This is a genomic window from Micromonospora sp. NPDC049903 (assembly GCF_044460945.1).
Taxonomy (GTDB): domain Bacteria; phylum Actinomycetota; class Actinomycetes; order Mycobacteriales; family Micromonosporaceae; genus Micromonospora.
This window is the reverse complement of record NZ_JBITKL010000007.1, coordinates 687-25,382: the sequence shown is the minus strand read 5'-3', so window position 1 is coordinate 25,382 and position 24,696 is coordinate 687. Positions and strand designations below refer to the sequence as shown.

The window sequence follows — 24,696 nt, the reverse complement described above, 5'->3', positions numbered from 1 at the left end:
AGCACCAGATGTCAAGAATTTCTGACGCCCGTCATGAATAGGTTGAATATTGCGGTGGTGTCCCGTCCAACGCGCGGGTCAGCTCGGTACGTGACCGCACGCCGAGCCGGTGGAACACGTTGCGCAGGTGGTGGTCGACGGTCCGGGTGGACAGGAACATCCGATCGGCGATCTCCCGGTTGGTGGCGCCCTCGGCGACCAGCCGCGCGATGCGGAGCTGCTGGCCGGTGAGCAGCCGTTCGGCCGGGCGCTGCGGCACACCGACCGACTCCCCCGCCGCCCGCAGCTCGGCCGTCGCCTGCTCGGCCCAGGTCTGCGCGCCGAGCAGCACGAACGCCTGCCGGGCGCGGTGCAGGTACGCCCGGGCGTCGCGCGGTCGACGGCGACGCCGCAGCTCCCGGCCGAACAGCAGCTCGGTGCGGGCCCGCTCGAAGGTGGCGACGTCGGCCGGGTGCAGTCGCAGGGCGGCCCGGAACGATTCCTCCGCCTCGGCGCTGCCCCGGGGCGCCAGCAGCGCGTGGCACCGCGCGGAGAGCGCCCGTCGCGACGAGCTGGTGGTACTGCCGACCCAGCGGTCGAAGACCGCCAGCGCGGCGTGGGCCTGCGCGGGACGACCGGCGCAGGCGGCGGCCTCCACCAGATGCGGCGTCGCCATCACCTGCACCAGGACCTGACCCCGGCCGGTGCCCGGGCGGGCCAGCGAGGTGAGCCGGTCGGCGGCGTCGGCGTACCGGCCGTCCACCAGGTCGAGCACGGACAACGCCCACTGGGCCAGCGCGTACGGGCGGCTGCCCGGCGCGGCGCTGTCCCCGATCTCGGCCACGTACCGCAGGCCGGCGTCCCGGTCGGCGCGGACCGCGGCGAGCACGGCGAGCAGACCGAGGTGCACCCCCGCGCTGGCATGCTGGTCACCGGAGCGGGCCAGCAGCAGCCCCTCGCGGCAACTGCGTGCCGCCGCGTCGTGCCGGCCCAACCAGTACTCGCTCATCGCCCGCAGCTCCAGCGCGCGCGGCAGCAGGCACACCTCGCCCCGGGTCCGGGCCAGTTCCACCGCGCGGTCGGCGAGCCGGTGCGCGGCGGCGTCCACCGCCACCAGCAGGCCGGCGACGGCCGCGCCGGTCAGCGCGGTCGGGGTGAGGGCGACGCCGGACCGGCCGCCCAGGACGACCGCCCGGCGCAGCAGCGGCCCACCGCGCGCGTGTTCGCCCCGCAGTGTCGCGGCGATTCCGGCGACCAGGGTGGTCAGTAGTTCCGCCTCCGGGTCGTCGGTGTCGCGACGCATCGCGGCCGGGTGACGGGCCACCTCGGCGTAGCGGTACTGCTCCCCGGAGAAGCACACCGCCTCGCCGGCCCGCAGCAGGGCGAGCCGGGCCGCCGCGCGATCGGTGCCGGTCAGCGCGTCGGCGGCGGCCAGCAGCACGGGCAGCGCGGTGGACGGCGTGCCGCAGCGCAGCCGTATCTCGCCGCGCAGCAGGGCGGACCGGCCGCCGAGAGCGACCTCCCGGGGCGTGACCGGTCCACCGACCCCGGTGCCCTCCGGCGGGTCGGGCAGCGCCCGCAGCAGGGCGCGGGCCTGGCCGGTGCGCCCGATCGTCCAGGCATGACGGGCGGCGGTGAGCCGCCGCTCGGCGGCCAGCGCCGGGTCGTCGGTCAGCTCGGCGGCCCGGGCCAGTGCCGCCGCCGTGTCGACCGAGTACCCGCCGTCGTCGGCGACCGCCACCAGGTCGGCGGCCAGCACCGGGTCCGGGGCGTCGGTGGCGGCGGCTCGGTGCAGCGCCCGCCGCAGCCGCTGACCAGGAGCACCGCAGGCGGCGGCGAGCAGCAGGTGCGCCGTCCGCCGCTCGGTCGCCGAGGCGGTGGCCTCGACCATCGCGCGGGCGAGCGGTCGGGGGAAGGTGACGTCGCCGTACGGGCCGGTCCGCACCAGCCCCGCCGTCTCGGCCGGGGCCAGCGCCTCGACGGCCGTTCCGGCGGTCCGGGCGGCTCGGGCCAGCACGCCGGAGCCGATGTCGGCGGCGAGCGCGGTCAGCAGCAGGACGCGTCGGGTGTCGGCGGGCAGCCGGTCCAGCATGGCCCGGTACGCGCGGCCGAGGTTGCCGTCTGCGGGCGGCGCGCCGGGCAACGGCTCGCGCCCGAGCCACTGGCCCCGGGTGAGCGCGTCGGCCAGGTCCACCAGGGCCTGGGGATTGCCGGCACCGATCGCGGCCAGCGTGGCGAGCACCGAGTCCGGCGGTGGTCCGGGGCACCGGGCGGCGAGCAGCGCACGACTGGCGGTCTCGTCCAGCGGCGGCAGTCGACGGCTGGGAATCCCGGCCAGCGGGCTGCCCTCACCGGCGGTGAGCAGGAGCGTGACCGGCAGGTGCCGCAGCCGCCGGGCCACGAAGGCCAGGATCCGGGCGGTCGGCGCGTCCCCGGTGTCCAGGTCGTCCATGGTGCACAGCAGCGGGCGTTCCCGCGCGGCACGGCCCAGCAGTCCGAGGACGGCCACGGTGAGGGTGAGCCGGTCGCCGTCGCCGCAGCCGTCCCCGGTCAGCGCGCGGTGCAGCACCCGACGCTGCCGCTCGGGCAGGTCGGCGGCGTGGTCGCGGACCGGATCGAGCAGCCGTTGCAGACCCGCGTAGGGCAGCTCGGCCTCGTCGGCCAGTCCGGCCGCGCTGAGCACCGTCCGGTCGTCGGCGTGCCGGTGGGCGTACGCCAGCAGGGTGGTCCGGCCCGCGCCGGGCTCGCCGTGCAGCAGCAGGGCCGCCCCCGGTGGTGTCGCGAGCAGGTCCCGGATCTGCCGACACTCGTGTTGCCGACCGCAGATGAAGGTTATTTGCACTCGTGATGCATTAACCATGCATCGAGTCTCGCCCACGTCGGGCGGCTTGGAAAGGGGGATCAGGCTTCGGCGACCGTCCTGAACAGGGCCTCCACGGTCCGGGTCAACACGGCGCGGGCGGCGTCCACACCGAGACCGAGACCGTCGCGCAGCGTCGACCAGGCCGGCCAGGTGCTCGCCGCCACCACCGCGTGAACCAGTTGGTCACGACCTGCGCCGGCGCGCGCCAGCTCGGCGGCGAACAACTCCTCGACCTCGTCGCGTACCCGGGCCAGGTGCTTGAGCCGGTTGCGACGCAGTTGCGCGGAGAACGGCTCGCGCATCTGGGCCGCCCGCGCCGCCGGTGCGATGAGTTGCAGCAGCTTCGCCCGCTGCCGGCAGTACGCGTCCACCCGCTTGGCCAGCGGCAACGTCGGCGAGATCGGCCGCCAGGCGGCGTCCTGCTGGCGCAGCAGCTCCCGGCCGCTCGCCTCGAACAGGGTCTCCATGTCCTTGAAGTTGGTCCAGAGCGTCCGCAGCGAGATCCCGGCCCGCTCGGCGATGCGCTCACCGGTCGGGCGCAGGTCACCCTCGGAGATCAGGGCCAGGTGCGCCTCCACGATGGCCGCCCGGGTGCGCTCGGCCCGGGCGGTCCGCCCGTCGACGCGGCCTGTCGCCTCGGCCGCCGTCGGTGTCGCCGCCCGACCCGCTGCCTCGGCCCTGCCCATCCGCGCCCGCCTCCCCCACCGTCACGTTCCGTCGTGCGAGCCGAGTCTAGACGCGTGCGACGGCGGGGGTTTGCGCCCGATATGCCGTGCTGCGTGTCCGGCGAGTCGGAGTGTCGGCGGTCAGGTCGTCGGCACCCCGTCGGCCGGGGGTGTCACCGGCGGCGCGGTGTACTCCTCGACCGACCCGTCCTCCTCGTCGGTCTGGTAGGTGGGGCCGAAGTAGCGCTGCACTCCCCCGTCGACCCGGCTCAGCCGGCCGCCGCCGTACCCGGAGTGGTCGGTGGCGGAGAACCGCAGCGGCGCCACACCCGGGCCCTGGAAGCCACCCCGGGCGACGGCCGCCAGCAACCCGCCCCGGGTCAGCTCGGGCCCGGCGGCCAGCAACACCTGCACGAAGAGGTACCCGACGGCCATGCCGTAGACGACGTTGCCGTCGAGTTCCGCGCCGCCGTTGTACTCGGCGTTCACCCGGCTGAAGAGCTGGATCCACGGGTCGCCGGTGTCGGTGGGCATCGGCAGGTAGTTCAGCCCGACCATCCCCTCCAGCAGACCGGCGGCGTCGCCGAGCTGACGGGCCAGGGTCGGCTGGTCGGCGCCGACGTTCGAGACCAGCCACTGCGGGCGGAAGCCCAGCCGGGCGGCGGTGCCGACGGAGAGCGCGGTGAAGCCCGGCACGGTGGCCAGGATGACGACCTCGCAGCCGGCCGCCTTGAACGCACCGATCTGCGGCGCCACGTTGGTGTTGCTGGTGACGTACGTCTGCCGGGCCACGATCGCCTCGGCGCCCAGCACCTTTTCCACACCGACCAGGGCGTCCCGCCCGAAGTCGTCGTCCTGACCGAGGAAGCAGACCTTCCGGCCGGGCAGCGTGGTCCGCACGTGGTGAGCGAGGATCTTGCCCTCGACGGTGTAGTCCGGGTTGAAGCCGAAGGTGCCCGGGTAGCGGTCGGGCTGGTCCCAGTTGCGGCTGCCGGAGGCGACGAAGAGGTCGGGGACCCGGTTGGTGTGCAGGAAGTCGAGCACGCCGGTGTGGGTGGGCGTACCGAGACCGTTGAGGATCGCGAAGACCCGGTCCTGGAGCACCAGTTGCCGGACCACCTGTTGGGTGTTCGCCGGGTTGTACCCGTCGTCCACGAACCGGTAGGTGATCTTCCGGCCGTGCACGCCGCCGGTGGCGTTGACGTGGTCGAAGTACGCCTTCGTGGCCGGGGCGATCTTCGAGTAGCCGGCCGACGCCGGACCGGTCAGCGGCATGTGGGTGCCGACGACGATCTCCGTGTCGGTGACTCCGGGGACGGTGCCGGAGGAATCGTCGCCGCCGCAGGCCACGGAGCCGGCGAGCAGGACGAGCGCGGTGGCGGTCGCGAGACCGCGTCGTGTCGTGGAGCGCATGGGACACCGACCTTTCATCGGTCCGGTGGTGCGGGGTGGTGGGTGGGGTGTGGCGGCCGTCGTTTCCGCAGCGCCCGGCCCAGGCGGGACAGGGCGCCCTGCACGCCACCGGGCGCGGCGATCATGACGACGATCAACGTGCTGCCGAAGATCGCCAACGGCAGGTTGCCCTCCAGTCGTCGGGCGGTCGCCGGTGCGAGGGTGAGCAGGTCGGTCACCGAGTGCGCGAGGTCGGGCAGGGCGACCAGCGCGACGGCGCCCCAGACCGCGCCGGCCAGCCGGCCGAGGCCGCCGATGACCACCGCCATCACCAGGAACAGCGACAGGGTCAGGCCGAACGCGCCGGGCGACACGCTCTGCGCCAGCACCGCCAGCAGGGCACCGCCGAGACCGGCGGCGGCGGCGCTGACCACGAACGCGACGACCTGGGTACGGGCCACGTGGATGCCGGCGAGGCGGGCGGCCACCTCGTCGTCGCGTACCGCCCGGAAGGCGCGGCCGTACCGACTGCGGACCAGGTTCGCCAACAGCACCAGGCAGAGCAGGGCCGCCGTGGCGGCCGACCACAGCTGCCAGCGCTCGTACGGGAACGCGGCCCCCAGGGCGGCCGGTGCCGGGGCGGTCGGCACCGCCAGGCCCTGTTCACCGTTGAGGAGACCGTCGAAGGTGACCGCCGACGCCGGCACCACCACCGCGACGGCCAGGGTGAGCCCGGCCAGGTACGGGCCGCGCAGCCGGGCGGCGGCCACCCCGACGACCACGCCGACGACCACGGTGACCAGCACCGCCGCGCCCAACGACACCGGCAGCACCGCACCGGAGGTGACGCCCCGGTCGGCGAAGGCGCGCTGGCACAGCGCGACGGTGTACGCGCCGGTGGCCATCAGCGCCCCGTGCCCGAGGGAGAGCTGACCGCACAGTCCGGTCAGGACGGTCAGCCCGGCGGTCGCACAGACGTACGCGGCGACGGTGGCCAGTTGGAAGTTGCGGAACGGGTCGAGCTGGTAGCTGAGGACCAGCACCACCAGCGCGGCGACGAGCGCCACGGCGAGGTGTCGCAGCAGGGTCGGCACCGGCCGGAATCCGGTGGGCGCGTCGACGGCGGGGCGGGGCGGCGACGCCGCCCGGGTGGCGCTCACACCCGCCTCGCGCGCACCGGGGCGAACAGGCCACCGGGACGCAGCAGCAGCACCGCCAGCAGCAGGGCGAGCACCGCGAGGGGGATGAGGTCACCACCGGCGTACCCGCTGACGTAGGAGAGCAGCAGCCCCACGCCGAGGCCGCCGACGACGGCGCCGGGTGGGCTGTCCAACCCGCCGACCACCGCCGCGGTGAACGCGGTGACGAAGACCAGGTCCATGGCGTGCGGGTGCAGGCCCAGCTCGGTCGGCACCACCAGCATGCCGGCCAGGGCGCCGACGCCGGAGGCCAGCGCCCAACCGAGGGTCCGCATCCCGGCCACGTCGACCCCGAGCAGCCGGGAGACCTCGGGCGCGAACGCCGCCGCGCGCATCCGCAGGCCGACCGCCGTCCGGGTGAAGATCCAGACCAGGGCCGCGCCGACCACGCCGACGGTGGCGAGGACGAACAGGTCGTACGGCGACAGCACGGCCAGCCCACCGGCGGTCAGTGCGGTACGGCTCAACGGGGCCTGGACCGGCAGGTACTCGTTGCCGTGGACCATGCCGAGGACGGCCTGGATCAGCAGCACCAGCCCGAGCGCGACGATCACCGGGTTGAGTGGTGAGCGGTGGTCCACCAGCCGCATCACCGCCACGTCGACGAGTGCGCCGAGCAGCAGACCGGCCACCAGCGCGGCGGCGAACCCCACCCAGTACGAGCCGGTGGCGGCGGTCACCGCGTACCCGGCGTACGCGGCGGCGACGGCCATCGCGCCCTGGGCGAAGTTGACGATGCGGGCGGCCCGCCAGATGAGCACCAGGGCAAGGGCGAACGCCGCGTACACCGCCCCTCGGGACAGCCCGTCGAGGGTGAGGAAGAGGAAGCGGTCCAACGATCCTCCTTCTGCGTCAGAACCCGAGGTAGGCGTGGCGCAGGTCGGCGTCGTCGCGGAGCCGGGCCGCCGGGGCGGCGAGCACCACCCGGCCGAGCGCCATCACGATGCCCTGGTCGGCGACGGCGAGCGCGCTGCGGACGTTCTGCTCGACCAGCAGCACGGTCAGCCCGGTGTCGTCGCGGAGCCGCCGCAGCAGCGCCATGGTCTGCGCCACGACCCGAGGTGCCAGGCCGAGCGACGGTTCGTCGAGCAGCAGCAGCCGGGGCCGGGCCACCAGGGCCCGGCCGAGCGCCAGCATCTGCCGTTCCCCGCCGGAGAGCTGGTGGCCGAGGTGGCGGCGCCGCCGGGCCAGCGGTGCGAAGAGGTGATAGACCTCGTCGAGGGCACGGGCGGCGTCCGCCCGGTCCGACCGCCACAGGGCCCCCAGCCGCAGGTTCTCCTCCACCGTGAACTCGCCGATCACGCCGCGCCCCTCCGGGACGTGCGCCAGGCCGCGCCGGACCAGGTGCTCGACCCGTACGCCACGCAGGTCCTCACCGGCGAAGCAGACCGTGCCGGCGGTGGGACGCAGCACACCGGAGAGTGCCCGCAGCAGGGTGGTCTTGCCGGCGCCGTTGGCCCCGAGCACGGCGGCGATGGTGCCGGTGGCCACCCGCAGGTCCACGCCGTGCAGCACCGGCACCGGGCCGTAGCCGACGGCCAGCGCCTCGACGCTGAGCAGAGCCGGCGGCGCGCTCACGACGCGGTCCCGCCGGGGTGCGTCGCGTCCTGCGGCACCGTCGCGGTTTGCGGCACCGCCGCGCCCAGGTAGGCGTCCAGCACGGCCGGGTCCTCGCGGACCTGCTCCGGCGGACCGGTCGCGACGACGCGACCGAAGTCGAGCACCACGATCCGGTCGCAGACCGCCATCACCAGGTCCATGTGGTGTTCCACCAGCAGGACGGCACAGGGGTCGGTGGCCCGGTGCGGGAGCGCGCGGACCAGGTCGGCCAAGGCGGCCACGTCCTCGCCGCCGAGCCCACCGGCGGGCTCGTCGAGCAGCAGCAGCCGGGGGCGGGCGGCCAGCGCCCGGGCCAGGCCGACGCGTTGGCGGATGGCGAGGGGCAGGGTGTCGGGTGCCGCCGAGGCGTACGCCGCGACGTCCAGCTCGTCCAGGACGGTCATCGCGTGCCGGCGCAGCCGACGCTCGTCGCGGTCGCTGCGGGGCAGCCCGAGCAGCGCCGGCAGCAGGCCGGTCCGGCTGAGGTGCGAGGCACCGGCCATCACGTTCTCCAGCACGCTGAGCCCGGCGAACAGCCCGGTGCCCTGGAGTGTCCGGGCGATGCCGAGCTGGTTGAGGCGGTGCGGTGCGGGCCGCAGCGGCCGGCCGTCCAGGGTGAGCGTGCCCCGGTGCGGGGTGACGAAGCCGCAGACCACGTTGAACAGCGTGGTCTTCCCGGCGCCGTTGGGGCCGATCACGCCGACCACCTCGCCCGGGGACACCCGCAGTGAGACGTCGTCGAGCGCGGTGAGGCCGCCGAACCGCACGCCGACGTCGTGCAACGCGAGGCCGTCGGTCATCGACCCACCTCCTCGCGTCGGGCCAAACTAATTACACTCGGAGTGTACGTTTCTCCGTGATGACGTCAAGCCCTCGCAGCCCGTGACGACGGTGCCGGGAAAGCCACCGAGCGGTGTCACCAGGCACGCCACCGATCGCCGTTCCATGCACTCCTCATGCACGGTGAGGCCGCCGGTCGGTGGACCGGCGGCCTGCGATCCGTGGTGGCGCGCGTCGGATCAGTGCGGGCAGGTGGTGCGGTACTCCTCGACGGCCAGGCCGCCCGGCCCCGGGCAGAGGAACTGCTCGTACCGGGTGTCGTCGTCGACGAACCGCTTGAGCCAGGCCACCGCCTGCTTGGCGGTCGGCGTGTTCACCGTGTTCGGGAAGAAGTGCCCGGCGTTGTTCAGCTCCAGGTACGCCTTCTCCGCCGAGGCCGGGATGCTGGTGTAGAACGGCTCGGAGTGCGTGGCGACCGGAGCGGTGCTGTCGCTCTCCCCGCCGATGATCAGTGTCGGCACCCGCAGGTTCGACCAGTTCTTGGTCAGGTTCCACGGGGCCAGCGGCACCGCGGCCTGCAACGACGGTCGACTCGCGGCGGCCTCCAGGCTGCCGCCGCCGCCCATCGAGTGACCGGCCACCGCCAGCCGACCGGCGTCGATCCGGCCGCGCACCGAGCTGCGCTGGGTCAGGTAGTCCAACGCGGCCAGGAGCTGACGTCCCCGGCTGGCCGGCTGGTCCAGACGGGTGATGGTGTCGATGCCGATCACCACGAACCCGTGCGAGGCGATCCGGGGACCGAGCCAGCTCAGGCTCGACCAGGAGGCGGTGTAGCCGGGCGAGATGGCGACCGCGCCGAAGGTGCCCTCGCTGGTGCTGGTCGGGTAGTAGATGACGCCGCCGCCGAAGCCGCTGACGCTCAACGAGGAGACGTTCGTCGAGGAGGTGGCGAATGGACCGCGACTCGCCTCCAGGATCGCGTCGGTCGGTGCCGGGCCGCGCTCGTACGGGCTGGCCGCCTGGGCGGGCGCGGCGGTGGCGACGAGGCCACCGGTGGCGGCCAGCACGGCGGCCGTCGCCAGCCGGGCCACCAGGGTCGCGGAACGGGAACGGGAACGGGTGGTGGTGGATGATCGCACGTCGGGCACTCCCTCGGTCCGGGCGGTATCGACTGCGATCAGTGTTCGAGATGTCCGGCCGGCAGCGCATCGGCAAAATCGCCAGTCACCGGGGTGGGCGGGGGGGGGGGGGGCGCCGCCCCCCCCCCCCCCCCCGGCCCGGTTCACCGCACCGTGCAGAGCGTGCCGTTGAGCCGGAAGGCGGTCGGCGTCACGTTCGGGCCGCTGTACGCCCCGACGAACCCGGCGGTGACCGTGCCCCCGGCCGGAATCCGGCGGTTGTCGTCGGTGCCGGTCACCCGGACGGCGGTGCCGACCTGTTCCCAGGTGGCGTTCCAGCCGCTGCTCACCTGCTGCCAGCTCGTCGGCCAGGTCCAGGTCAACGTCCAGCCGTCGACCGCGCCCGCCCCGGTGTTCGCCACCTCGACGTCGGCCACGTAGCCGTTGCCCCAGTCCGTGGTGCTGGCGAACCGGACGGCGCAGGTGCTGGTCGCCGGGCTGCCGGTGGTGAAGGTGAGCGGCGGGGACGCCCAGGAGACCCGGCCCGCGGTGTCGCGGGTCAGCACGTTGACCGTGTACCGGGCGCCGGGGGCGAGGTTGTCCACGGTGAGGCTGGTGCCCGAGGTCTCCCCGAGCTGTTCGCTGACCGCACCGTGCTGCCGGTACACCTCGTACTTGGCGATCGGGGCGGCGCCTCTGGTGGCCGCCGGCCAGGAGATGGTCGCACTGCGGTGGGTGACGTCGTCGACCGTGGGTCGGCCGGGTGCGCTCGGCTGACCGCCCGGCGCAGCGGCCGGACGCACCACGAGCGTGGTCAGCGAGTACGGCGGCAGGGTCCGGCTGGTCGCGCTGCCGGTCTGCGCGGTGGCGACGGCGGTGGCGCCGTTGGTGTGGGTGTGCACCGTGGGCGCGGCGGCCGACGGGGCGAACCCGGCGTAGTCGATGTCGACCTCCCGCGCGTTGTCCGGGTCCTTGTTGATCAGCAGCACCGCGACCTCCCCGTTGGCCCGGCGTACCGCGTGCGCGGCGACCAGCGGGTCACTGGTGCCGGCCCGGACGAACTGGTCGCCGGTGCGCGCGAACCGGCTCATCATGGTCAGCCCGTGGTACGACGCGAACGGCGTGTTCAGCGGCGGCTCGCAGACCGACCCGTCCGAGGTGCAGGTGCCGCTGGAGAGCATCCCGAAGTCGCCGTAGTCGGTCTGCCCCGCCACGGTCGTCACCTTGCCGATGCCGTTGCGGACGTTCCACCACTGCACGGTGAAGACCCCGTTGGCCAGCAACCCGCTGTAGGCGTCGGCCAGGAACAACGCGGCCGGTTGGCTGGTCATCCCCTCGGCGGTCACGTTCACCTCGGTGAGGCTGATGCCGATGCGGTCCGCGTCCGGTCCGGCGTACCGGCTGATCTGCTGCCGGAGCAGGTGCACCGCGTCGGTGATGTGGCTGGTCCGGGGCAGCGACTCGGCCGGGCTGCCGCCCGGGTACCAGTGCACGTCGACGAAGTCGATCTTCGGCCCGGCGATCGACAGCACGGTCTGGTTCCAGGGGCCCGGGTCCGCGCCGGCGGTCAGCCCGTCGGGCCAGTTCGCCGGCATGGTCAGCACCGCGCCGACCTTGATGTCCGGGTCGACGGCCTTCATCGCGTCGGCGTAGTCGACGACCAGGTTCGCGTAGTAGGTGGCGCTCTTGTCCGGGTGCTCGTCGGCCTCCCAGGCCGAGCCGTAGTGACCGTTGCCGTAGTTCTCGTTGCCGACCGCCCAGTAGCGGGCGTCGTACCCTTTGGTCACGTTGGCGTAGCGCACCCACTCGGCCGCCTCCTGCGGCGTGCCGGTGCCGTAGTTCGCAATGATCATCGGCTGGGCGCCGGCCCGGCGCACCCCGGCCATGAAGGTGTCGAAGTCGGTGTTCGGCGCGACGTACCCGCCCGGTGCCGTGTGGTCACGCCAGTGGTAGATGTCGGCGTACGAACCGCCGGGGTACCGCATCATCTGCACGCCGGCCGCGCGCAGCAGGTCCGACGTCTCGGTGGTGCCCAACTGCGAGTCCCAGATGGCGTGGTTCACGCCGAGGGCGGTGTCCGGCACGGCGGCCAGCCCGGCCCGCGCGTTCACCGTCACCGCCACCGGTGCCGTCGCCGCGCCGACGCTGGGCGGCGCGACACCGAGCAGCGCACCGGTGGCGAGCAGCAGGCTCGCCGCCAGGGCCGCCCGGCCGCGCCGGGAGAGTCGCAACGGCGGGTTCAGGGGTCGAACACCGTGCCTGTTCGAGATGGTCATGGTCGTCCTTCGTGTGTTCACGGCGGCGACCCGCCCGGCCCGGCGTCCGAGGCAGGCGGCCTCGGACGCGGGCGGACGCCACGACAACAGCTCGTCCGCCGCCTCCCGGGAGGCCGTGGCGGCTCCGGGTGCCCCTGAGGCGACGGTCAGCGCGCTCACGCGACCGGCATCGACGCATCAGAATCCCACACGCTCCGACGTGGACTCAACGACGCGCCGGACCGATTCGGTGGCGAGCCAGCGGTCAGGCCACCTCGGGGGTGGCCCGGTCGATGATCGCGGCGAAGTCGACGCCGGCCGGCAGGGTGCCGTACGCATGCCCCCGGTCGACGCCGAGGCGGGAGGCGCAGAAGGCGTCGGCGACGGCCGGATGACCGTGGCGCACCAGCAGCGCGCCCTGCAACACCAGGGCCAACTGCTCGACCACCCGACGGGCCCGCACTTCCAGGTCCACCGGGTCGTCCAGGGCGACCTGGAGCTGGTGCACCGCAGCGTCGAGTCGGGAGTCCACACCGGCGGCCATGCCCACCTCGGCCTCGAACGCCGCCCGCACCTCGGGCTGCCCGGCGAGCGCCCGCAGCACGTCCAGCGCGGCGACGTTGCCGGACCCCTCCCAGATCGAGTTCAGCGGCGACTCGCGGAACAGCCGGGGCATCCCGGACTCCTCGACGTACCCGTTGCCGCCCAGGCACTCCAGCGCCTCGGCGGCGTGCCCCGGCCACCGCTTGCAGACCCAGTACTTGCCGACGGCCAGGGCGATCCGCTTGAACGCGGTCTCCACCGCGTCACCCCGCACCGAGCGGTCCGTCGCCCCGGCGAGGCGCATCATCAGCACGGTCGCCGCCTCGGACTCCACCGCGAGGTCGGCCAGGACGTTACGCATCAGCGGCTGGTCGGCCAGGTACCGGCCGAAGACCTGCCGGTGCGCGGCATGGTGCGCGGCGGTGATCACGCCCTGCCGCATCCCGGCCGCCGCGCCGATCACGCAGTCCAGCCGGGTCAGGTTGACCATGTCGATGATGGTGCGGACGCCCCGGCCCTCGTCGCCGACCCGCCAGGCGACCGCGTCGTCGTACTCGACCTCGGCGGAGGCGTTGGACCGGTTGCCCAGCTTGTCCTTGAGGCGCATCAGCCGCATCGGGTTGCGGTCGCCGTCGGGCAGCACCCGGGGCACCAGGAAGCAGGTCAGCCCGTCCGGCGCCTGGGCCAGGGTGAGGAACAGGTCGCTCATCGGCGCCGAGGTGAACCACTTGTGCCCGACCAGCCGATAGCTGCCGTCGGCCTGCGGGCGCGCGGCGGTGGTGTTCGCGCGCACGTCGGAACCGCCCTGCTTCTCCGTCATCGACATGCCCGCCAGCAGTCCCCGCTTGCCCAGCGGCTCGCGCAGCCCGAAGTCGTACACCCGTGCGGTGAGCAACGGCTCGTAGCGGTCGGCCAGTTCCGGCGCGTGTCGCAGCGCCGGCACCACGGCGTAGGTCATCGAGATCGGGCACCCGTGACCGGCGTCCGGCCGCCAGGTGTAGAACTTCGCCGCCCGCGCGACGTGTGCGCCGACCCGTGGGTCGGCCCAGGGCGCGGCGTGCAGCCCGTGGCCGACGGCGGTGCGCATCAGCTCGTGCCAGGACGGGTGGAACTCCACCTCGTCGACCCGACGGCCGTAGCGGTCGTGGGTGCGCAGCGTCGGCGGGTGTTCGTTGGCCAGCCGGCCGTGTTCGGCGGCGGCCTCGCCGCCCGCCAGTCGGCCGAGTTCACGCAGGTCGGCCGTTGCCCACTCGGCACCCTCGCGGGCCAGCCCGGCCAGCAACGCCGGGTCGTCGGCGACGTCGTGGCCGACCAACGGCGGAACCTGGTTGAACACCTCGTGCGTGGCCACGTACGGGACTCCCCTCGGCGGTGCGGGCGCGAACCATCATCCAGTCTCCACCGGCGCGGGCCGGTAACCCCGAACGTGGCCGGTCAACGCCGCAGGGCCGGTGAGGTCAGGGCCACCAGCCCGGCCACCGCCAGCACCCCGGCGCAGCCGTGCAGCACCGTCGAGACCCGCGCGGCCTCGGCGAGCGAGCCGAGCAGGCTGGTGGTCAGCAGCAGTGGCAGGCTCTGCACGAGCACCAGCACGGACTGCACCCGGGCCAGGTGCGTGACCGGGGCGGCGGCCAGGATCAGCGGGCCGATGTGGGTGCCGAAGAGTCCGGACCCCGCGCCGACCGCCACCCCGGCCGCCACCGCCGACTTCGGCGAGCCGCCCGCCGCCAGCGCGGCCACTCCGGCGGCGGCCACCAGCAGTCCGGTGGCGGCCGCCCGGCCGGCGCGGGGCAGCGCGCCACGGGCCAGCACCGTCACCGCGGCGGTGGCCGTACCCAGCGCCACCGCCGCGACGACGGCACCGGTGACCTGCGGCGACCACACCCGCTCCCGGGCCAGCAGCGGCACGAGCAGCGAGGAGACCGGCAGCAGGAACCCGGCGGCGACACCGGTGAGCAGCAACGCGGGACGCAGGGCACCGTGCGACGAGACGACCCGTACCCCGTCCAGACAGGCCCGCCACAGCGACTGCGCCGGGTCCATGGGCGGTTCCGGGGCCGCACGGGCTCGTCGGTCCGCCGCTCGCGGCTGCGCCGACCGACCGGCCCGCGACCGCAGGGCCAGCAGAATCGACAGCATCACCAGGCAGGTCACGGCGTTGGTCAGGGCCGCGCCGGCCAACCCGGCCCCGGCCAGCAGCAGACCGCCCAGCGACGGCCCGGCGAGCAGAGCGAGTTGGCCGGCGAGTTGGCGGGCCGACATCGCGCGAGCCAGCGCGTCCGGCGGCACGAGACGACGGGGCATCGAGCCCGTGCTGGGCAGATAGAAGGCGTCCACGACCCCGATGGCCACGGCGGCGAGCAGCAGCGGCAGCCGTGGGTCGGTCGAGGACCACGCGGCGGCGGCCAGCGCCACGGTCACCGCGACCATCACCGCGTCCGACACGACCATGACCCGCCAGGCGCCGACCCGGTCGGCCACCGCGCCGCCCACCAGCAGCAACAGCGCGCGGGGCAGGTTGATCGCGGTCAGCACCACCGCGGCGAAGCGGCCCCCGTGCCCGGCCGCCACCCAGGTCATCGCGAAGGCCATGGCCTGTACGCCGACCAGACTCAACGCGGTCCCGCCGAGCCACGCCCAGTACGCGCCGGGCACCGCCGACCGGCCACCGATCGCCGCAACCACCACGGTCCTCCCCGTCCACCGCCGACGCGCCAGGCCGGCACCGCTGGTCGCGGTACCGGCCGGTGTCCCGGTGAGGCACTGTGCGGCCTCGACCCGGTGGAGGGTCAAGCCGCGCGCTAGTCCCCCAGTTCGGTGCGCGGGATCAGGTCGGGCGACCAGGTGAAGCGGTAGCGTTGGTCGGCCACCCCCTCGGCGAATGCCTTGGTCACCGCCGGGGAACTGACGATCCGCCAGTCCCGTTCCTTGTTCACCTCGAACCAGATCAGGCCGATGATGTCCGCGTGGCGCGGCAGCGACCGGAACGTCTCGGTGATCCACTCGGCCTTGCGTCCCACCATGTCGGAGGCAGCGGTCTCGGTGATGACCAACGGCTTTCCGGTGAAGGTACGGATCTCCTTGATGGTCTCGGCGAAGATCGCGTCGAAGGTGCGGTACTTCGAGAAGGCGCCCATCCCGTAGTAGCCCGACAGCCCCACCCAGTCGACGTAGTCGTCGCCCGGGTAGAGGCCGGCGAGGTCCGGCGTCGAGTTGCTCCACCTGGCGTTCGGGCTCCACACCCAGATCACGTTCGTGGCACCGGCGGCCTCGAAGAGGTCGTGCACGTGGCGCCAGGCCTCGACGTAGTCGCCCGGCTGGTTGCCGTTGGCCATCTCGCACCACGGGTACCAGTTGCCGTTCATCTCGTGCGCGAACCGGATCGCCACCGGATGCCCGAGCGCCTTGATCCCCTCGGCCCAGGACCGCAGGTACCGGTCGAAGTCGCCGCGGGTGATGTGGGACAACCGGTAGTCGGGCTGGTTCGAGCGGAGCTTGTCGATCTTGTGGCGCTCGGTCCCCTTCTCGCGGGCCTCCTCGTCCAACCGGTAGTCCCACGGTTCCCACGCCAGCATCGGCAGCATGCCGCGGTCGCTGATGCCCGCGAAGAGCGCCGGGTCGAAGGTGTCGGTCGCCCAACCCGAGCCGAAGAGCATGACCTGCGGCTGGTGACGCGCCGCCGCGGTGAAGGCGTCCACCGGCGTGAAGTCGTACGGCCCCTCCTTGGTCGCGACACCGACGAACGTCTTCCCGGCCGGCGGGAAGACCGCCGCCGGTGGCGACACAGCGGGCGACGGAGCGGCGGTCGCCTCGGCGACCAGGGCCCGGGACGGGTCGGGACGCTTCCCCGCCCCGTTCATCGGCGCGATCGCGAAGGCGTAGGCCAGCAGGAGCGCACTCAGCAGCGCCACCGTCACCCGTGGCACGGTCAGCCTCACCATGGTGTCCCCGGTTCCACCGCCACCCGGGCCTTCCCCCGGGCCGTCGGCCGGGCGCGCTCCGCCTGCGCGGTGTCGGACTCAGCGGGAACGGCCGGCTCGGTCCGGGCCGTCAGGCTCGACCCGAGTGCGATCAGCGGCGGGCCCAGACCGGTCAGGATGGTCAGGATCGGCCACACCCGGAGCAACGTGAAGTCGTGGTCCAGCGCGAAACTGGCGGCGAGCAGGCCGGCGGCGGCCGCCGCCCAGCACAGGTGCAGGCGAAAGGTGCCCAGCGACTCGGTGGTGCGCAACCGGCCCTTCGCGGTCACCACGAAGCCGAGCTTTCGGCGCAGCAGCGCACCGAAGCCAGCCCCGACGTAGATCGGACCCGCGAAGAGCGCCAGTGCCATGCCCACCAGGCCGATCTCCTCCCGCTCGTGCGGCGCGATGTTGAATCGGCGCAGCCAGAGCCAGAGCAGAAACCAGGTGCCGATGGTCGAGCCCCAGAGCACCGACCACACGGCGACGTCGAGTCGGGCCGCGCTGACCCCGGTGAGCAGGTACATGGCCGTCGCGAAGTTGCCCAGCAACAGGCTGACCGCCACGCTCGGGTAGTAGAACTGGAGCAGCCGGTACTGCCAGCGCCGGCGGGAGCGCAGTTCGCGCGGCGCGCGCAGCTCGGGATGGACCAGGATCTCGCAGATGCCGGCCGCCCAGCGCTTCTGCTGGTTGAAGTAGTCGGCCCAGGACGTCGGACCCTCCCCGATCGCGACCACGTCCGGGGTGTAGACGCCCTTCCACTGGTTCCCCGTCTGCGGATTCCTCGCGGCGTGGATCCGGATGCTGGTCAGGTGGTCCTCGATGATCGAGTCCTGGTAGCCGCCGACGCTGCGCCAGGCCGCCGGACGGTACAGGTGACCGGTGCCGGTGAGCAGCGGCGCGTCCAGCCCGTTGCCGCCGCGGGCGATGAGCCCGTTGTACAGGTACTGCTGCACCGAAGCGCCGTGGGCGACCAGGTTCTGGTGCATGTTGCCGTAGACCTGCGGCGTCACCACGAAGGCCACGTCCGGGTCGCGGAAGTAGCCGAGCGTACGTTCCAGGAAGTTCATCATCGGGACGTGGTCCGGGTCGACGTTGGCGACCACGTCGTACCGGTGCTCGTGCTCGGCCCGCCAGGCGTTGTGGTTGCCGGACTTCGTCCGGGCCCGGAACTCCCCGCTGGGCTGGTTGTACTCCGGCCGTCCGGATCGGCTGAAGTGGCGTACCCCGAGTCGCGTCGCCATCTCCTTCACCGCCGGGTCGTCGCCCTCGTCGAGGATCCAGACGTCGACCCGTCCGCAGTACACGATCTGCCGCATCCGACGCAGGGTCCGCTCGACGACGTCGAGCGGCTCCTTGCTGGGCACGATCGTGGTGAGCAGTGCGACCCGCAGGCCGACCGGCGGGTCGACCGGGACCGGGTCCCGGGCGTGGTAGGCGAAGACCCAGACGACCATGTTCTGCGCGAGGCGGATCAGCTCGACGCCGACCACCACGCAGAAGCCGAGCCGGGCAGCGGTGGTCTGCCAGCTGCCGAGCCCGGTCACGTCGGACCCCGGCACGTGTCCGGGGAGCAGCAGCCAGCCGACGAGCAGCAGGCCGGCCGCGCTGTTGAGCAGCACCAGCAGCGTCAGCATCAACCGCGCGGCGGGCGAGAGTACGTGCCGGAACTCGACGGCCGCCTGCGGATCCCGGGGCGTGACCAGCGGTCCGGCGGCCGCCCCGCATCTCGCGTAGGCCAGCCGGGCCCGGATGTTGAGCTGGCGACGGTCCGGACGTCGGGCGGGTGGCGGTCGGTCCGGAGCGACCTCCGGGGATCCACCTCCGGGGCTCGCTTTCGGTGTGGTTCGAGACAGGCGTGTGTCGACGACGACGCCCACGTTGCCTCCCAAGGCTCCGGCCACCGAGGCGGCCACGAAGAACACGAAGAGTTACAGTTGATCCCGTTCGCTCACCAGCAGCGCCAACGTGAGGCCGGTGGGTCGCCAGACCTGCGCCACCTGATACCGGGTGCGTAGCAGTTGTTCCTTGGCACCGCCGAGGGCGTGCACCGGGTCGGTCCGCTCGCCGAGTCGGACCACCCACAGTCGCCGGGTACCGGTCAGGCATCCGGCCACGTCGGCACATTCGGCGACCGGAAGCCGGCTGCGGAGGTGTCGTGGACCGGCGGCGAGGACGTCCTGCGGCCGACGGTCGGCCGGCAGGTAGTGCGCCACCACGTGCCGGCCGACCCACCCGCCCTCGGGATCGGCGGACTCGTAGACCACCCCGTCGCCGGGTTGCAGTCGTCTGTCGATGATCTCCGCGAGCTGCCGGGTGGCCTGCTCGTGCCCGTCGGGCTCGCGCCCCGCGACCTGGATCGGCGCGCCGATCACGGCGATCGCCGCCACCACCCCCGCGGCCCACCGCAGGCGCACCCTGGCGAGGGCCGCCGCACCGAGCGTGGCCCACGCGGGCAGCGTGAAGAGCATGAACTGCGGCAGCCAGACCGGTGCCACCTGCGCGACGATCAGCAAGCCGAGCGGCGGCACCACCGCCCAGGTGGTGTAGATGGCGGCGGGATAGCGCATCGGCAGGCTGAACAGCGCCAGCGCGAGCAGCACCACCCCCAGCGCGGTGACACCGAACAGTTCCCTGGGGGTCGCGGCAAGCGCGTCCAGGCTCGGGCTCGACAACCTCGGCAGCCGGCCGCCCTGCACGATCGCGTGCCACAGCAGCCCGGCGGCGGGCAGCACGCCGACGCCCGCCGCGACGAGCCATCGGCCGGTCACGGCACGCCGGAAGGCGAACACCGTCCAGCCGTGACCGACGAGCAGCAGGAGCGCGATCACGTTGCACAGACCCAGCACCACCACCGAACCGGCGTAGAGCGCGAGACGTCCGAACCTCGGCCGGTCGACGGCCGACTGGAGCAGCCAGGAGGCGAGCACCGCGGCGAGCAGGGTCAACGCGTACGGCTGGGCCTCCTGCGCGTACCGGGCCGAGGTCGGCAGCAGGGCGAAGACGACGCCCGCCAGCACGCCGGTGCCCGGCGTGAACAGCCGGGACGCCATCGCACCGACGAGCGCCGCCGCCCCGGTCATGGCCAGGATCGAGGGTCCGCGCAGCGCGAGGTCGGAGGTGCCGAAGACCTCCGACCAGCCCCGCACCAGGAGGTGGTACGGCACCACGGTGACGTCGATCGAGCGGAGCAGGGACCAGGTGTCCCGCCAGGACGACGCGGCGCTGCCCCAGGTGGCGAGTTCTTCCAGGCGCAGGCCGGGTGCGCCGGCCCGCACGGTGCCGAGCGCGCCCATCAGCAGCGCCGGCAGCAGCCATGCGGCAACCCGCCACCAGCGGGTGTCGGTCACCGGCCGGACCGGGCCGCCGTCCCGGCCCTCCCCCCAGGGGTCCTCGTCGCTGGCCTCCGGCGACGCGAGCCGGGGCAGGACGATGGTGTCGGCGTCCCTCATCGTGCCCTCACACATCTGGCATGGGTTCCGTCGTCCAGGAGCGTATTGAGCGGATTTCACCACGAGGTCGATATGCCGCAAAAACCGCCAAACCGGTATCGGGATCCCAAAGAACGCAATCAGCCCCGGCAGCCGGTCGGCGCCGCCGGTAGGACGCCGCCTCGCGCGGCTGTCGCACCAGACCCGGACGGCGGACGAATGCGGGGCTTCGACGCCCGCCGATCCGAGTCTTGCGCGCCCGTTAACCGCATCGTATTGTTAGCGATAACATCGACATCGGCGCATAACACAGTCGAAACCTCAGGCCCGTGGAGACGGGCGAGGGCCGCCCATCGCCGCAGGCAGCACACGATGCACCGCCCGTGTGACGAGGGCCCACCACGGCTCCGCCCACTCCCGCGCGTGCCGAGGTCTCGACGCCTCGACCTCCCGCGGCGACGCGGTCTGAACGCACGCCACCGCCTGGGCTCAAGGGCCGCCCCCCCAGTCCTTGTCGTGCCGGAGTCACGTCCCCGTCCCCACCCCGAGAAAGGTCAGTACGATGGCTCTGACTCGACGAGCGTTCACGCTGGGCGCGATCGCCACCGCCGGTCTCACCGCCTCCGGCCTGGCGATCAATCCGCAGGCCGCATCGGCAGCCACCTACACCGCATACCTGAAGACGTACTTCACCGAGTCACCGAACCAGTCGGCGGCCGACTACGGCCTGCACCTCGCGGTCAGCCGGGACGGCCTGAACTGGTCACCGCTCAACCAGAACAACCCGGTCGTCACCCCGACCGCCGGTGACCTGGGACTGCGCGACCCGTTCATCTTCCGCAAGCAGGACGGCACCTTCGTGGTCGTCGCCACCGACCTGTTCGGGCTCAACTTCGGCCGCAACAGCCAGTACCTGCACGTGTGGGACTCGACCAACCTGACCAGCTTCACCGGGTACCGACGGATCCAGATGCACACCTACGCCAACGTGCACACCTGGGCACCGACGGTGTTCTGGGACGCCGGACGCGGCCAGTACGCCATCGTCTACTCGGCCAACACCACCACGGACCTGTTCCTGGTGAACTACACCAGCGACTTCCGCACCGTCAGCGGGCCGCAGACCTACTTCAGCCCCGGCTTCCCGGTGCTCGACGCCGACATCCACGTCGACGGTGGTGTGACGTACATGTACTACAAGAACCTGTCCAACGGGAACCTGTACGGCGCCCGGTCGAACACCGGCGCCCCGAACAGCTTCACCACCTACACCGGCGGGCTGCGGCAGGGCAACGCGATCGAGGGCGCCCACCTGCTCAAGCGCAACGACGGGTCGGGCTGGTGGCTCTGGGGCGACTCGTTCAGCCCGATCAACAACGACTTCTACCTCTGGGGCACGAGCAACATCGGCGCCAACTCGTGGTCGGTGCTCAACCAGCGCGACTACACGCCGCCGCTGAACTCCAAGCACGGCTCGATCGTCGGCATCACCGAGGCCGAGTACAACGGCGCGGTCAGCCGTTGGGGCCTGCCGAACTGGGTCCGGTTGAAGTCCTGGAACCTGCCCGACTACTTCGTGCGGCACTCCAACCGGGCGATCCGCATCGACCCGTACCCGTTCGATCCGCACCGCGACCAGATGTGGCGGATGGTGCCCGGCCTCGCCGACTCGGCCGGGGTGTCCTTCGAGTCGATCAACGTGCCCGGCAGCTTCCTGCGGCACAGCGGGTACGTGGCCCGCCTCGACCCCAACGACAACAGCGCGACCTTCCGCGCCGACGCCACGTTCTACCGCACCGCCGGGCTGGCCGACGGCGCCTGGTCGTCGTTCCGCTCGTACAACTTCCCCACGTACTACCTGCGCCACGCCGGTTACGTGCTGCGCATCGACCCGCTCAGCTCGTCCTCCAGCGCCGCCGACCGTCAGGACGCCACCTTCCGGGTCACCTCGTAATGCCGTACCCACGGTGGCCGGGCCGTCGCCCCGGCCCGGCCACCGTCCGCCCGAGTCGCTCCCGTCCCCGCACCCGGAGGCCGTGATGCCCCAACCGTCCCTCAATCGTCGCCACCTTCTCCAGGCCGCCGGCGTGGCGGCCGTCGCCGGCACGATCGGCCCCGTGCTGCGCGGCCAGGCCGCCGGTGCGGCGATCCCACCGGCCCGGCCCGACATCGGCGTCTCCGCGTACGCCTTCGACGCGGGCCAGGTGCGGCTGACCGCCAGCCGCTGGCTGGACAACCAGAACCGGACGCTGAACTACCTGCGCTTCGTGGACGTGAACCGGCTGCTCTACAACTTCCGCGCCAACCACCGCCTCTCCACCGGCGGCGCGGCGGCGCTCGGCGGTTGGGAGGCGCCCACCTTCCCGTTCCGGACCCACTCCCAGGGGCACTTCCTGACCGCCTGGGCGCAGATGTGGGCCGTCCTGGGCGACACCACATGCCGCGACAAGGCCAACCTGATGGTGGCCGAGCTGGCCAAGTGCCAGGCCAACAACGCGGCGGCCGGGTTCAACACCGGATACCTCTGCGGGTATCCCGAGTCCGACTTCACCGCCGTGGAGAACCGCACGCTCAGCAACGGCAACGTGCCGTACTACACCATCCACAAGACCATGGCCGGGCTGCTCGACGTGTGGCGGCACATCGGCAACACCCAGGCCCGCGACGTGCTGCTGGCGCTCGCCGGCTGGGTCGACTGGCGCACCGGACGGCTCAGCTCCACCCAGATGCAGGCCATGTTGGGCACCGAGTTCGGTGGCATGAACGCGGTGCTGACCGATCTGTACCAGCAGACCGGTGACGGGCGCTGGTTGACCGCTGCCCAGCGCTTCGACCACGCCGCCGTGTTCAACCCCCTCGCCGCCAACTCCGACCAGCTCAACGGACTGCACGCCAACACGCAGATCCCGAAGTGGATCGGCGCGGCCCGCGAGTTCAAGGCCACCGGCACCACCCGCTACCGCGACATCGCCAGCAACGCCTGGAACCTCACCGTCAACACGCGCACGTACGCGATCGGCGGCAACAGCCAGGCCGAGCACTTCCGCGCGCCGAACGCCATCGCCGGGTACCTGCGCAACGACACCTGCGAGCACTGCAACACGTACAACATGCTCAAGCTGACCCGGGAACTGTGGCTGCTCGACCCGAGCCGCGTCGCGTACTTCGACTTCTATGAGCGGGCCCTGCTCAACCACCTGATCGGCGCGCAGAACCCGGGCGACAACCACGGCCACGTCACCTACTTCACGCCACTGCAACCGGGTGGCCGTCGGGGGGTCGGCCCGGCGTGGGGCGGCGGCACCTGGAGCACCGACTACAACTCCTTCTGGTGCTGCCAGGGCACCGGCCTGGAAAGCAACACCACGCTGATGGACGCGATCTACTTCCACAACGGCAGCACCCTGACGGTGAACCTGTTCATGCCGTCGGTGTTGACCTGGTCGCAGCGCGGCATCACGGTCACCCAGTCCACCAGCTTCCCGGCCGGCGACACCACCACGCTGACCGTGACCGGCAGCGTCGGCGGGTCGTGGACGATGCGGATCCGCATCCCGGCGTGGACGCAGGGCGCCACGGTCAGCGTCAACGGCACGGCACAGAACATCGCCACCACGCCCGGCACGTACGCCGCCCTCACCCGCAACTGGACCTCGGGTGACACGGTGACCGTCCGTCTGCCGATGCGGGTGGTTCTGGAGCCGACCAACGACAACCCGACCGTCTCGGCGCTGCGGTACGGCCCGGCGGTGCTCTCCGGCAACTACGGCAACACCGCGCTGTCGGCGCTGCCCGCCCTGGTGGCCGGCTCGGTGACCCGGACCAGCAGCACCGCGCTCACCTTCACCGCGACCGCCAACGGGTCCACCGTCAACCTGATCCCGTTCTATGACGCGCACGGCCACAACTACACCGTCTACTGGAGCACCGGCGGCTCGGGCGGCACCGGCGATGCGACGTTCCGGCTGGTCAACGCCGCGAGCGGACTGGTGCTCGGGGTCGAGAACATGTCCACCGCCGACGGCGCTCCCGCCCTGCAGTGGGGCGACACCGGCACCGCCGACCACAACTGGCAGCTCGTGGTCGACGGCGCGACGGTGCGGTTCCGCAACGCCAACAGCGGCAAGGTGCTCGGTGTGCAGGACATGTCGACCGCCGACAACGCCCAGGTCCTGCAGTGGGGCGACACCGGCACGGCCGACCACCGGTGGACGGTGGTGGACTCAGGCGACGGGTCCCACAAGATCCGAAACGGACACACCGGCAAGCTGCTGGGCGTCCTCAACGGTTCGACCGCCCAGGGCGCGCGGGTGGTGCAGGACCCGGACAACGGCACGCCGGACAACCAGTGGCGGTTCCTGCCCAACGGCGCGCGGCGGATCCAAAATCTGGCCAGCGGCCTGGTGCTGGGCGTGCAGAACATGTCCACCGCCGACGGTGGCCTGGTTATCCAGTGGGGCGACACCGGCACCGCCGACCATCTCTGGACCGCGCTCGTGGACAGCAACGGCTATCTGCGGTTCCGCAACTCGCACAGCGGCAAGGTGCTGGGCCTGGAGAACAGCGGCACCGGCGCCGGCACGCGGGTGGTGCAGTGGGCCGACAACGGCACGGCGGCCAACCGCTGGCGACTGCGGTACGGCTCGGGCGGCGCCTTCCGGATCCAGTCCGGCAACGGCGGACGTGTTCTCGGCGTCAGCGGTTCCTCGTCCGCCCAGGGGGCGCAGATCGTGCTCGCCGACGACAACGGCGGCAACGCCAATCTCTGGCGGTTCGTCTAGCCAGAAACAGTGTGGAGTGGGGGGGGGGGGGGGGGGGCCCCCCCCCCCCCCCCACGGGGGGGGCGCCCGCAGGGGGGGCGCCCCCCCGCCCACCCAGTGAAGTGTTTAGGGGAAAAAAATGGGGTGTGTGGG

16 protein-coding genes are annotated in these 24,696 nt (G+C 72.7%); 2 read left to right on the top strand and 14 right to left on the bottom strand.

What is annotated here, in order from left to right:
* Window positions 1-31: 31 nt before the first annotated feature.
* The 14 genes from ACIBO1_RS13930 to ACIBO1_RS13865 form a co-directional block, all read right to left on the bottom strand.
* Window positions 32-2,821, bottom strand: coding sequence for a LuxR C-terminal-related transcriptional regulator (locus tag ACIBO1_RS13930; RefSeq protein WP_396745524.1), 2,790 nt, complete (start codon window positions 2,819-2,821; stop codon window positions 32-34).
* 59 nt (window positions 2,822-2,880) lie between these two features.
* Window positions 2,881-3,528: a TetR/AcrR family transcriptional regulator gene (locus ACIBO1_RS13925; protein WP_396745521.1), complete on the bottom strand. Its 648-nt coding sequence runs from the start codon at window positions 3,526-3,528 to the stop codon at window positions 2,881-2,883.
* A 120-nt stretch (window positions 3,529-3,648) separates the two neighbouring features.
* Window positions 3,649-4,920 carry an ABC transporter substrate-binding protein gene (locus tag ACIBO1_RS13920; protein WP_396745518.1) on the bottom strand — a complete coding sequence of 424 codons (1,272 nt, stop codon included), beginning with the start codon at window positions 4,918-4,920 and terminating at the stop codon, window positions 3,649-3,651.
* A 14-nt stretch (window positions 4,921-4,934) separates the two neighbouring features.
* A complete protein-coding gene (locus ACIBO1_RS13915) occupies window positions 4,935-6,059 on the bottom strand; it encodes a branched-chain amino acid ABC transporter permease (RefSeq protein ID WP_396745515.1) in 1,125 nt (374 codons plus the stop codon).
* Window positions 6,056-6,934, bottom strand: a complete 879-nt coding sequence (locus ACIBO1_RS13910; protein WP_396745512.1) for a branched-chain amino acid ABC transporter permease — start codon at window positions 6,932-6,934, stop codon at window positions 6,056-6,058. The genes ACIBO1_RS13915 and ACIBO1_RS13910 overlap by 4 nt, the downstream gene beginning before the upstream one ends.
* 16 nt (window positions 6,935-6,950) lie before the next feature.
* Window positions 6,951-7,676, bottom strand: a complete 726-nt coding sequence (locus ACIBO1_RS13905; protein WP_396745509.1) for an ABC transporter ATP-binding protein — start codon at window positions 7,674-7,676, stop codon at window positions 6,951-6,953.
* Window positions 7,673-8,497: an ABC transporter ATP-binding protein gene (locus tag ACIBO1_RS13900; protein ID WP_396745506.1), complete on the bottom strand. Its 825-nt coding sequence runs from the start codon at window positions 8,495-8,497 to the stop codon at window positions 7,673-7,675. Before ACIBO1_RS13900 ends, ACIBO1_RS13905 begins: the two co-directional genes overlap by 4 nt.
* Before the next feature lie 219 nt (window positions 8,498-8,716).
* Window positions 8,717-9,616 carry an alpha/beta hydrolase family protein gene (locus ACIBO1_RS13895; protein ID WP_396745503.1) on the bottom strand — a complete coding sequence of 300 codons (900 nt, stop codon included), beginning with the start codon at window positions 9,614-9,616 and terminating at the stop codon, window positions 8,717-8,719.
* Between the two features lie 143 nt (window positions 9,617-9,759).
* On the bottom strand, window positions 9,760-11,871 hold the full coding sequence (locus ACIBO1_RS13890) for a cellulose binding domain-containing protein (RefSeq protein WP_396745500.1): 2,112 nt from the start codon (window positions 11,869-11,871) through the stop codon (window positions 9,760-9,762).
* Window positions 11,872-12,115: 244 nt separating this feature from the next.
* On the bottom strand, window positions 12,116-13,744 hold the full coding sequence (locus ACIBO1_RS13885) for an acyl-CoA dehydrogenase family protein (RefSeq protein ID WP_396745497.1): 1,629 nt from the start codon (window positions 13,742-13,744) through the stop codon (window positions 12,116-12,118).
* Window positions 13,745-13,827: 83 nt separating this feature from the next.
* A complete protein-coding gene (locus ACIBO1_RS13880; RefSeq protein WP_396745494.1) occupies window positions 13,828-15,078 on the bottom strand; it encodes an MFS transporter in 1,251 nt (416 codons plus the stop codon).
* A 116-nt stretch (window positions 15,079-15,194) separates the two neighbouring features.
* On the bottom strand, window positions 15,195-16,334 hold the full coding sequence (locus tag ACIBO1_RS13875; RefSeq protein WP_396745491.1) for a glycoside hydrolase family 26 protein: 1,140 nt from the start codon (window positions 16,332-16,334) through the stop codon (window positions 15,195-15,197).
* Entirely contained in the window at window positions 16,328-18,232 is a 1,905-nt protein-coding gene (locus ACIBO1_RS13870) for a glycosyltransferase family 2 protein (RefSeq protein WP_396745488.1), read from the bottom strand. The genes ACIBO1_RS13875 and ACIBO1_RS13870 overlap by 7 nt, the downstream gene beginning before the upstream one ends.
* 51 nt (window positions 18,233-18,283) lie before the next feature.
* On the bottom strand, window positions 18,284-19,804 hold the full coding sequence (locus tag ACIBO1_RS13865) for a glycosyltransferase family 39 protein (RefSeq protein WP_396745485.1): 1,521 nt from the start codon (window positions 19,802-19,804) through the stop codon (window positions 18,284-18,286).
* Window positions 19,805-20,345: 541 nt separating this feature from the next.
* On the opposite strand from ACIBO1_RS13865, the gene ACIBO1_RS13860 reads away from it, so the two are divergent.
* Window positions 20,346-21,737: a glycoside hydrolase family 43 protein gene (locus ACIBO1_RS13860; protein ID WP_396745482.1), complete on the top strand. Its 1,392-nt coding sequence runs from the start codon at window positions 20,346-20,348 to the stop codon at window positions 21,735-21,737.
* A gap of 85 nt (window positions 21,738-21,822) precedes the next feature.
* A complete protein-coding gene (locus ACIBO1_RS13855; RefSeq protein WP_396745479.1) occupies window positions 21,823-24,564 on the top strand; it encodes a beta-L-arabinofuranosidase domain-containing protein in 2,742 nt (913 codons plus the stop codon).
* Window positions 24,565-24,696 lie beyond the last annotated feature (132 nt).

Coding starts and splice junctions, on each gene's coding strand:
- ACIBO1_RS13865 (WP_396745485.1), bottom strand. CDS start 19,804: ATGAGGGACGCCGACACCATCGTCCTGCCCCGGCTCGCGTCGCCGGAG.
- ACIBO1_RS13900 (WP_396745506.1), bottom strand. CDS start 8,497: ATGACCGACGGCCTCGCGTTGCACGACGTCGGCGTGCGGTTCGGCGGC.
- ACIBO1_RS13860 (WP_396745482.1), top strand. CDS start 20,346: ATGGCTCTGACTCGACGAGCGTTCACGCTGGGCGCGATCGCCACCGCC.
- ACIBO1_RS13925 (WP_396745521.1), bottom strand. CDS start 3,528: ATGGGCAGGGCCGAGGCAGCGGGTCGGGCGGCGACACCGACGGCGGCC.
- ACIBO1_RS13890 (WP_396745500.1), bottom strand. CDS start 11,871: ATGACCATCTCGAACAGGCACGGTGTTCGACCCCTGAACCCGCCGTTG.
- ACIBO1_RS13875 (WP_396745491.1), bottom strand. CDS start 16,334: ATGGTGAGGCTGACCGTGCCACGGGTGACGGTGGCGCTGCTGAGTGCG.
- ACIBO1_RS13855 (WP_396745479.1), top strand. CDS start 21,823: ATGCCCCAACCGTCCCTCAATCGTCGCCACCTTCTCCAGGCCGCCGGC.
- ACIBO1_RS13920 (WP_396745518.1), bottom strand. CDS start 4,920: ATGCGCTCCACGACACGACGCGGTCTCGCGACCGCCACCGCGCTCGTC.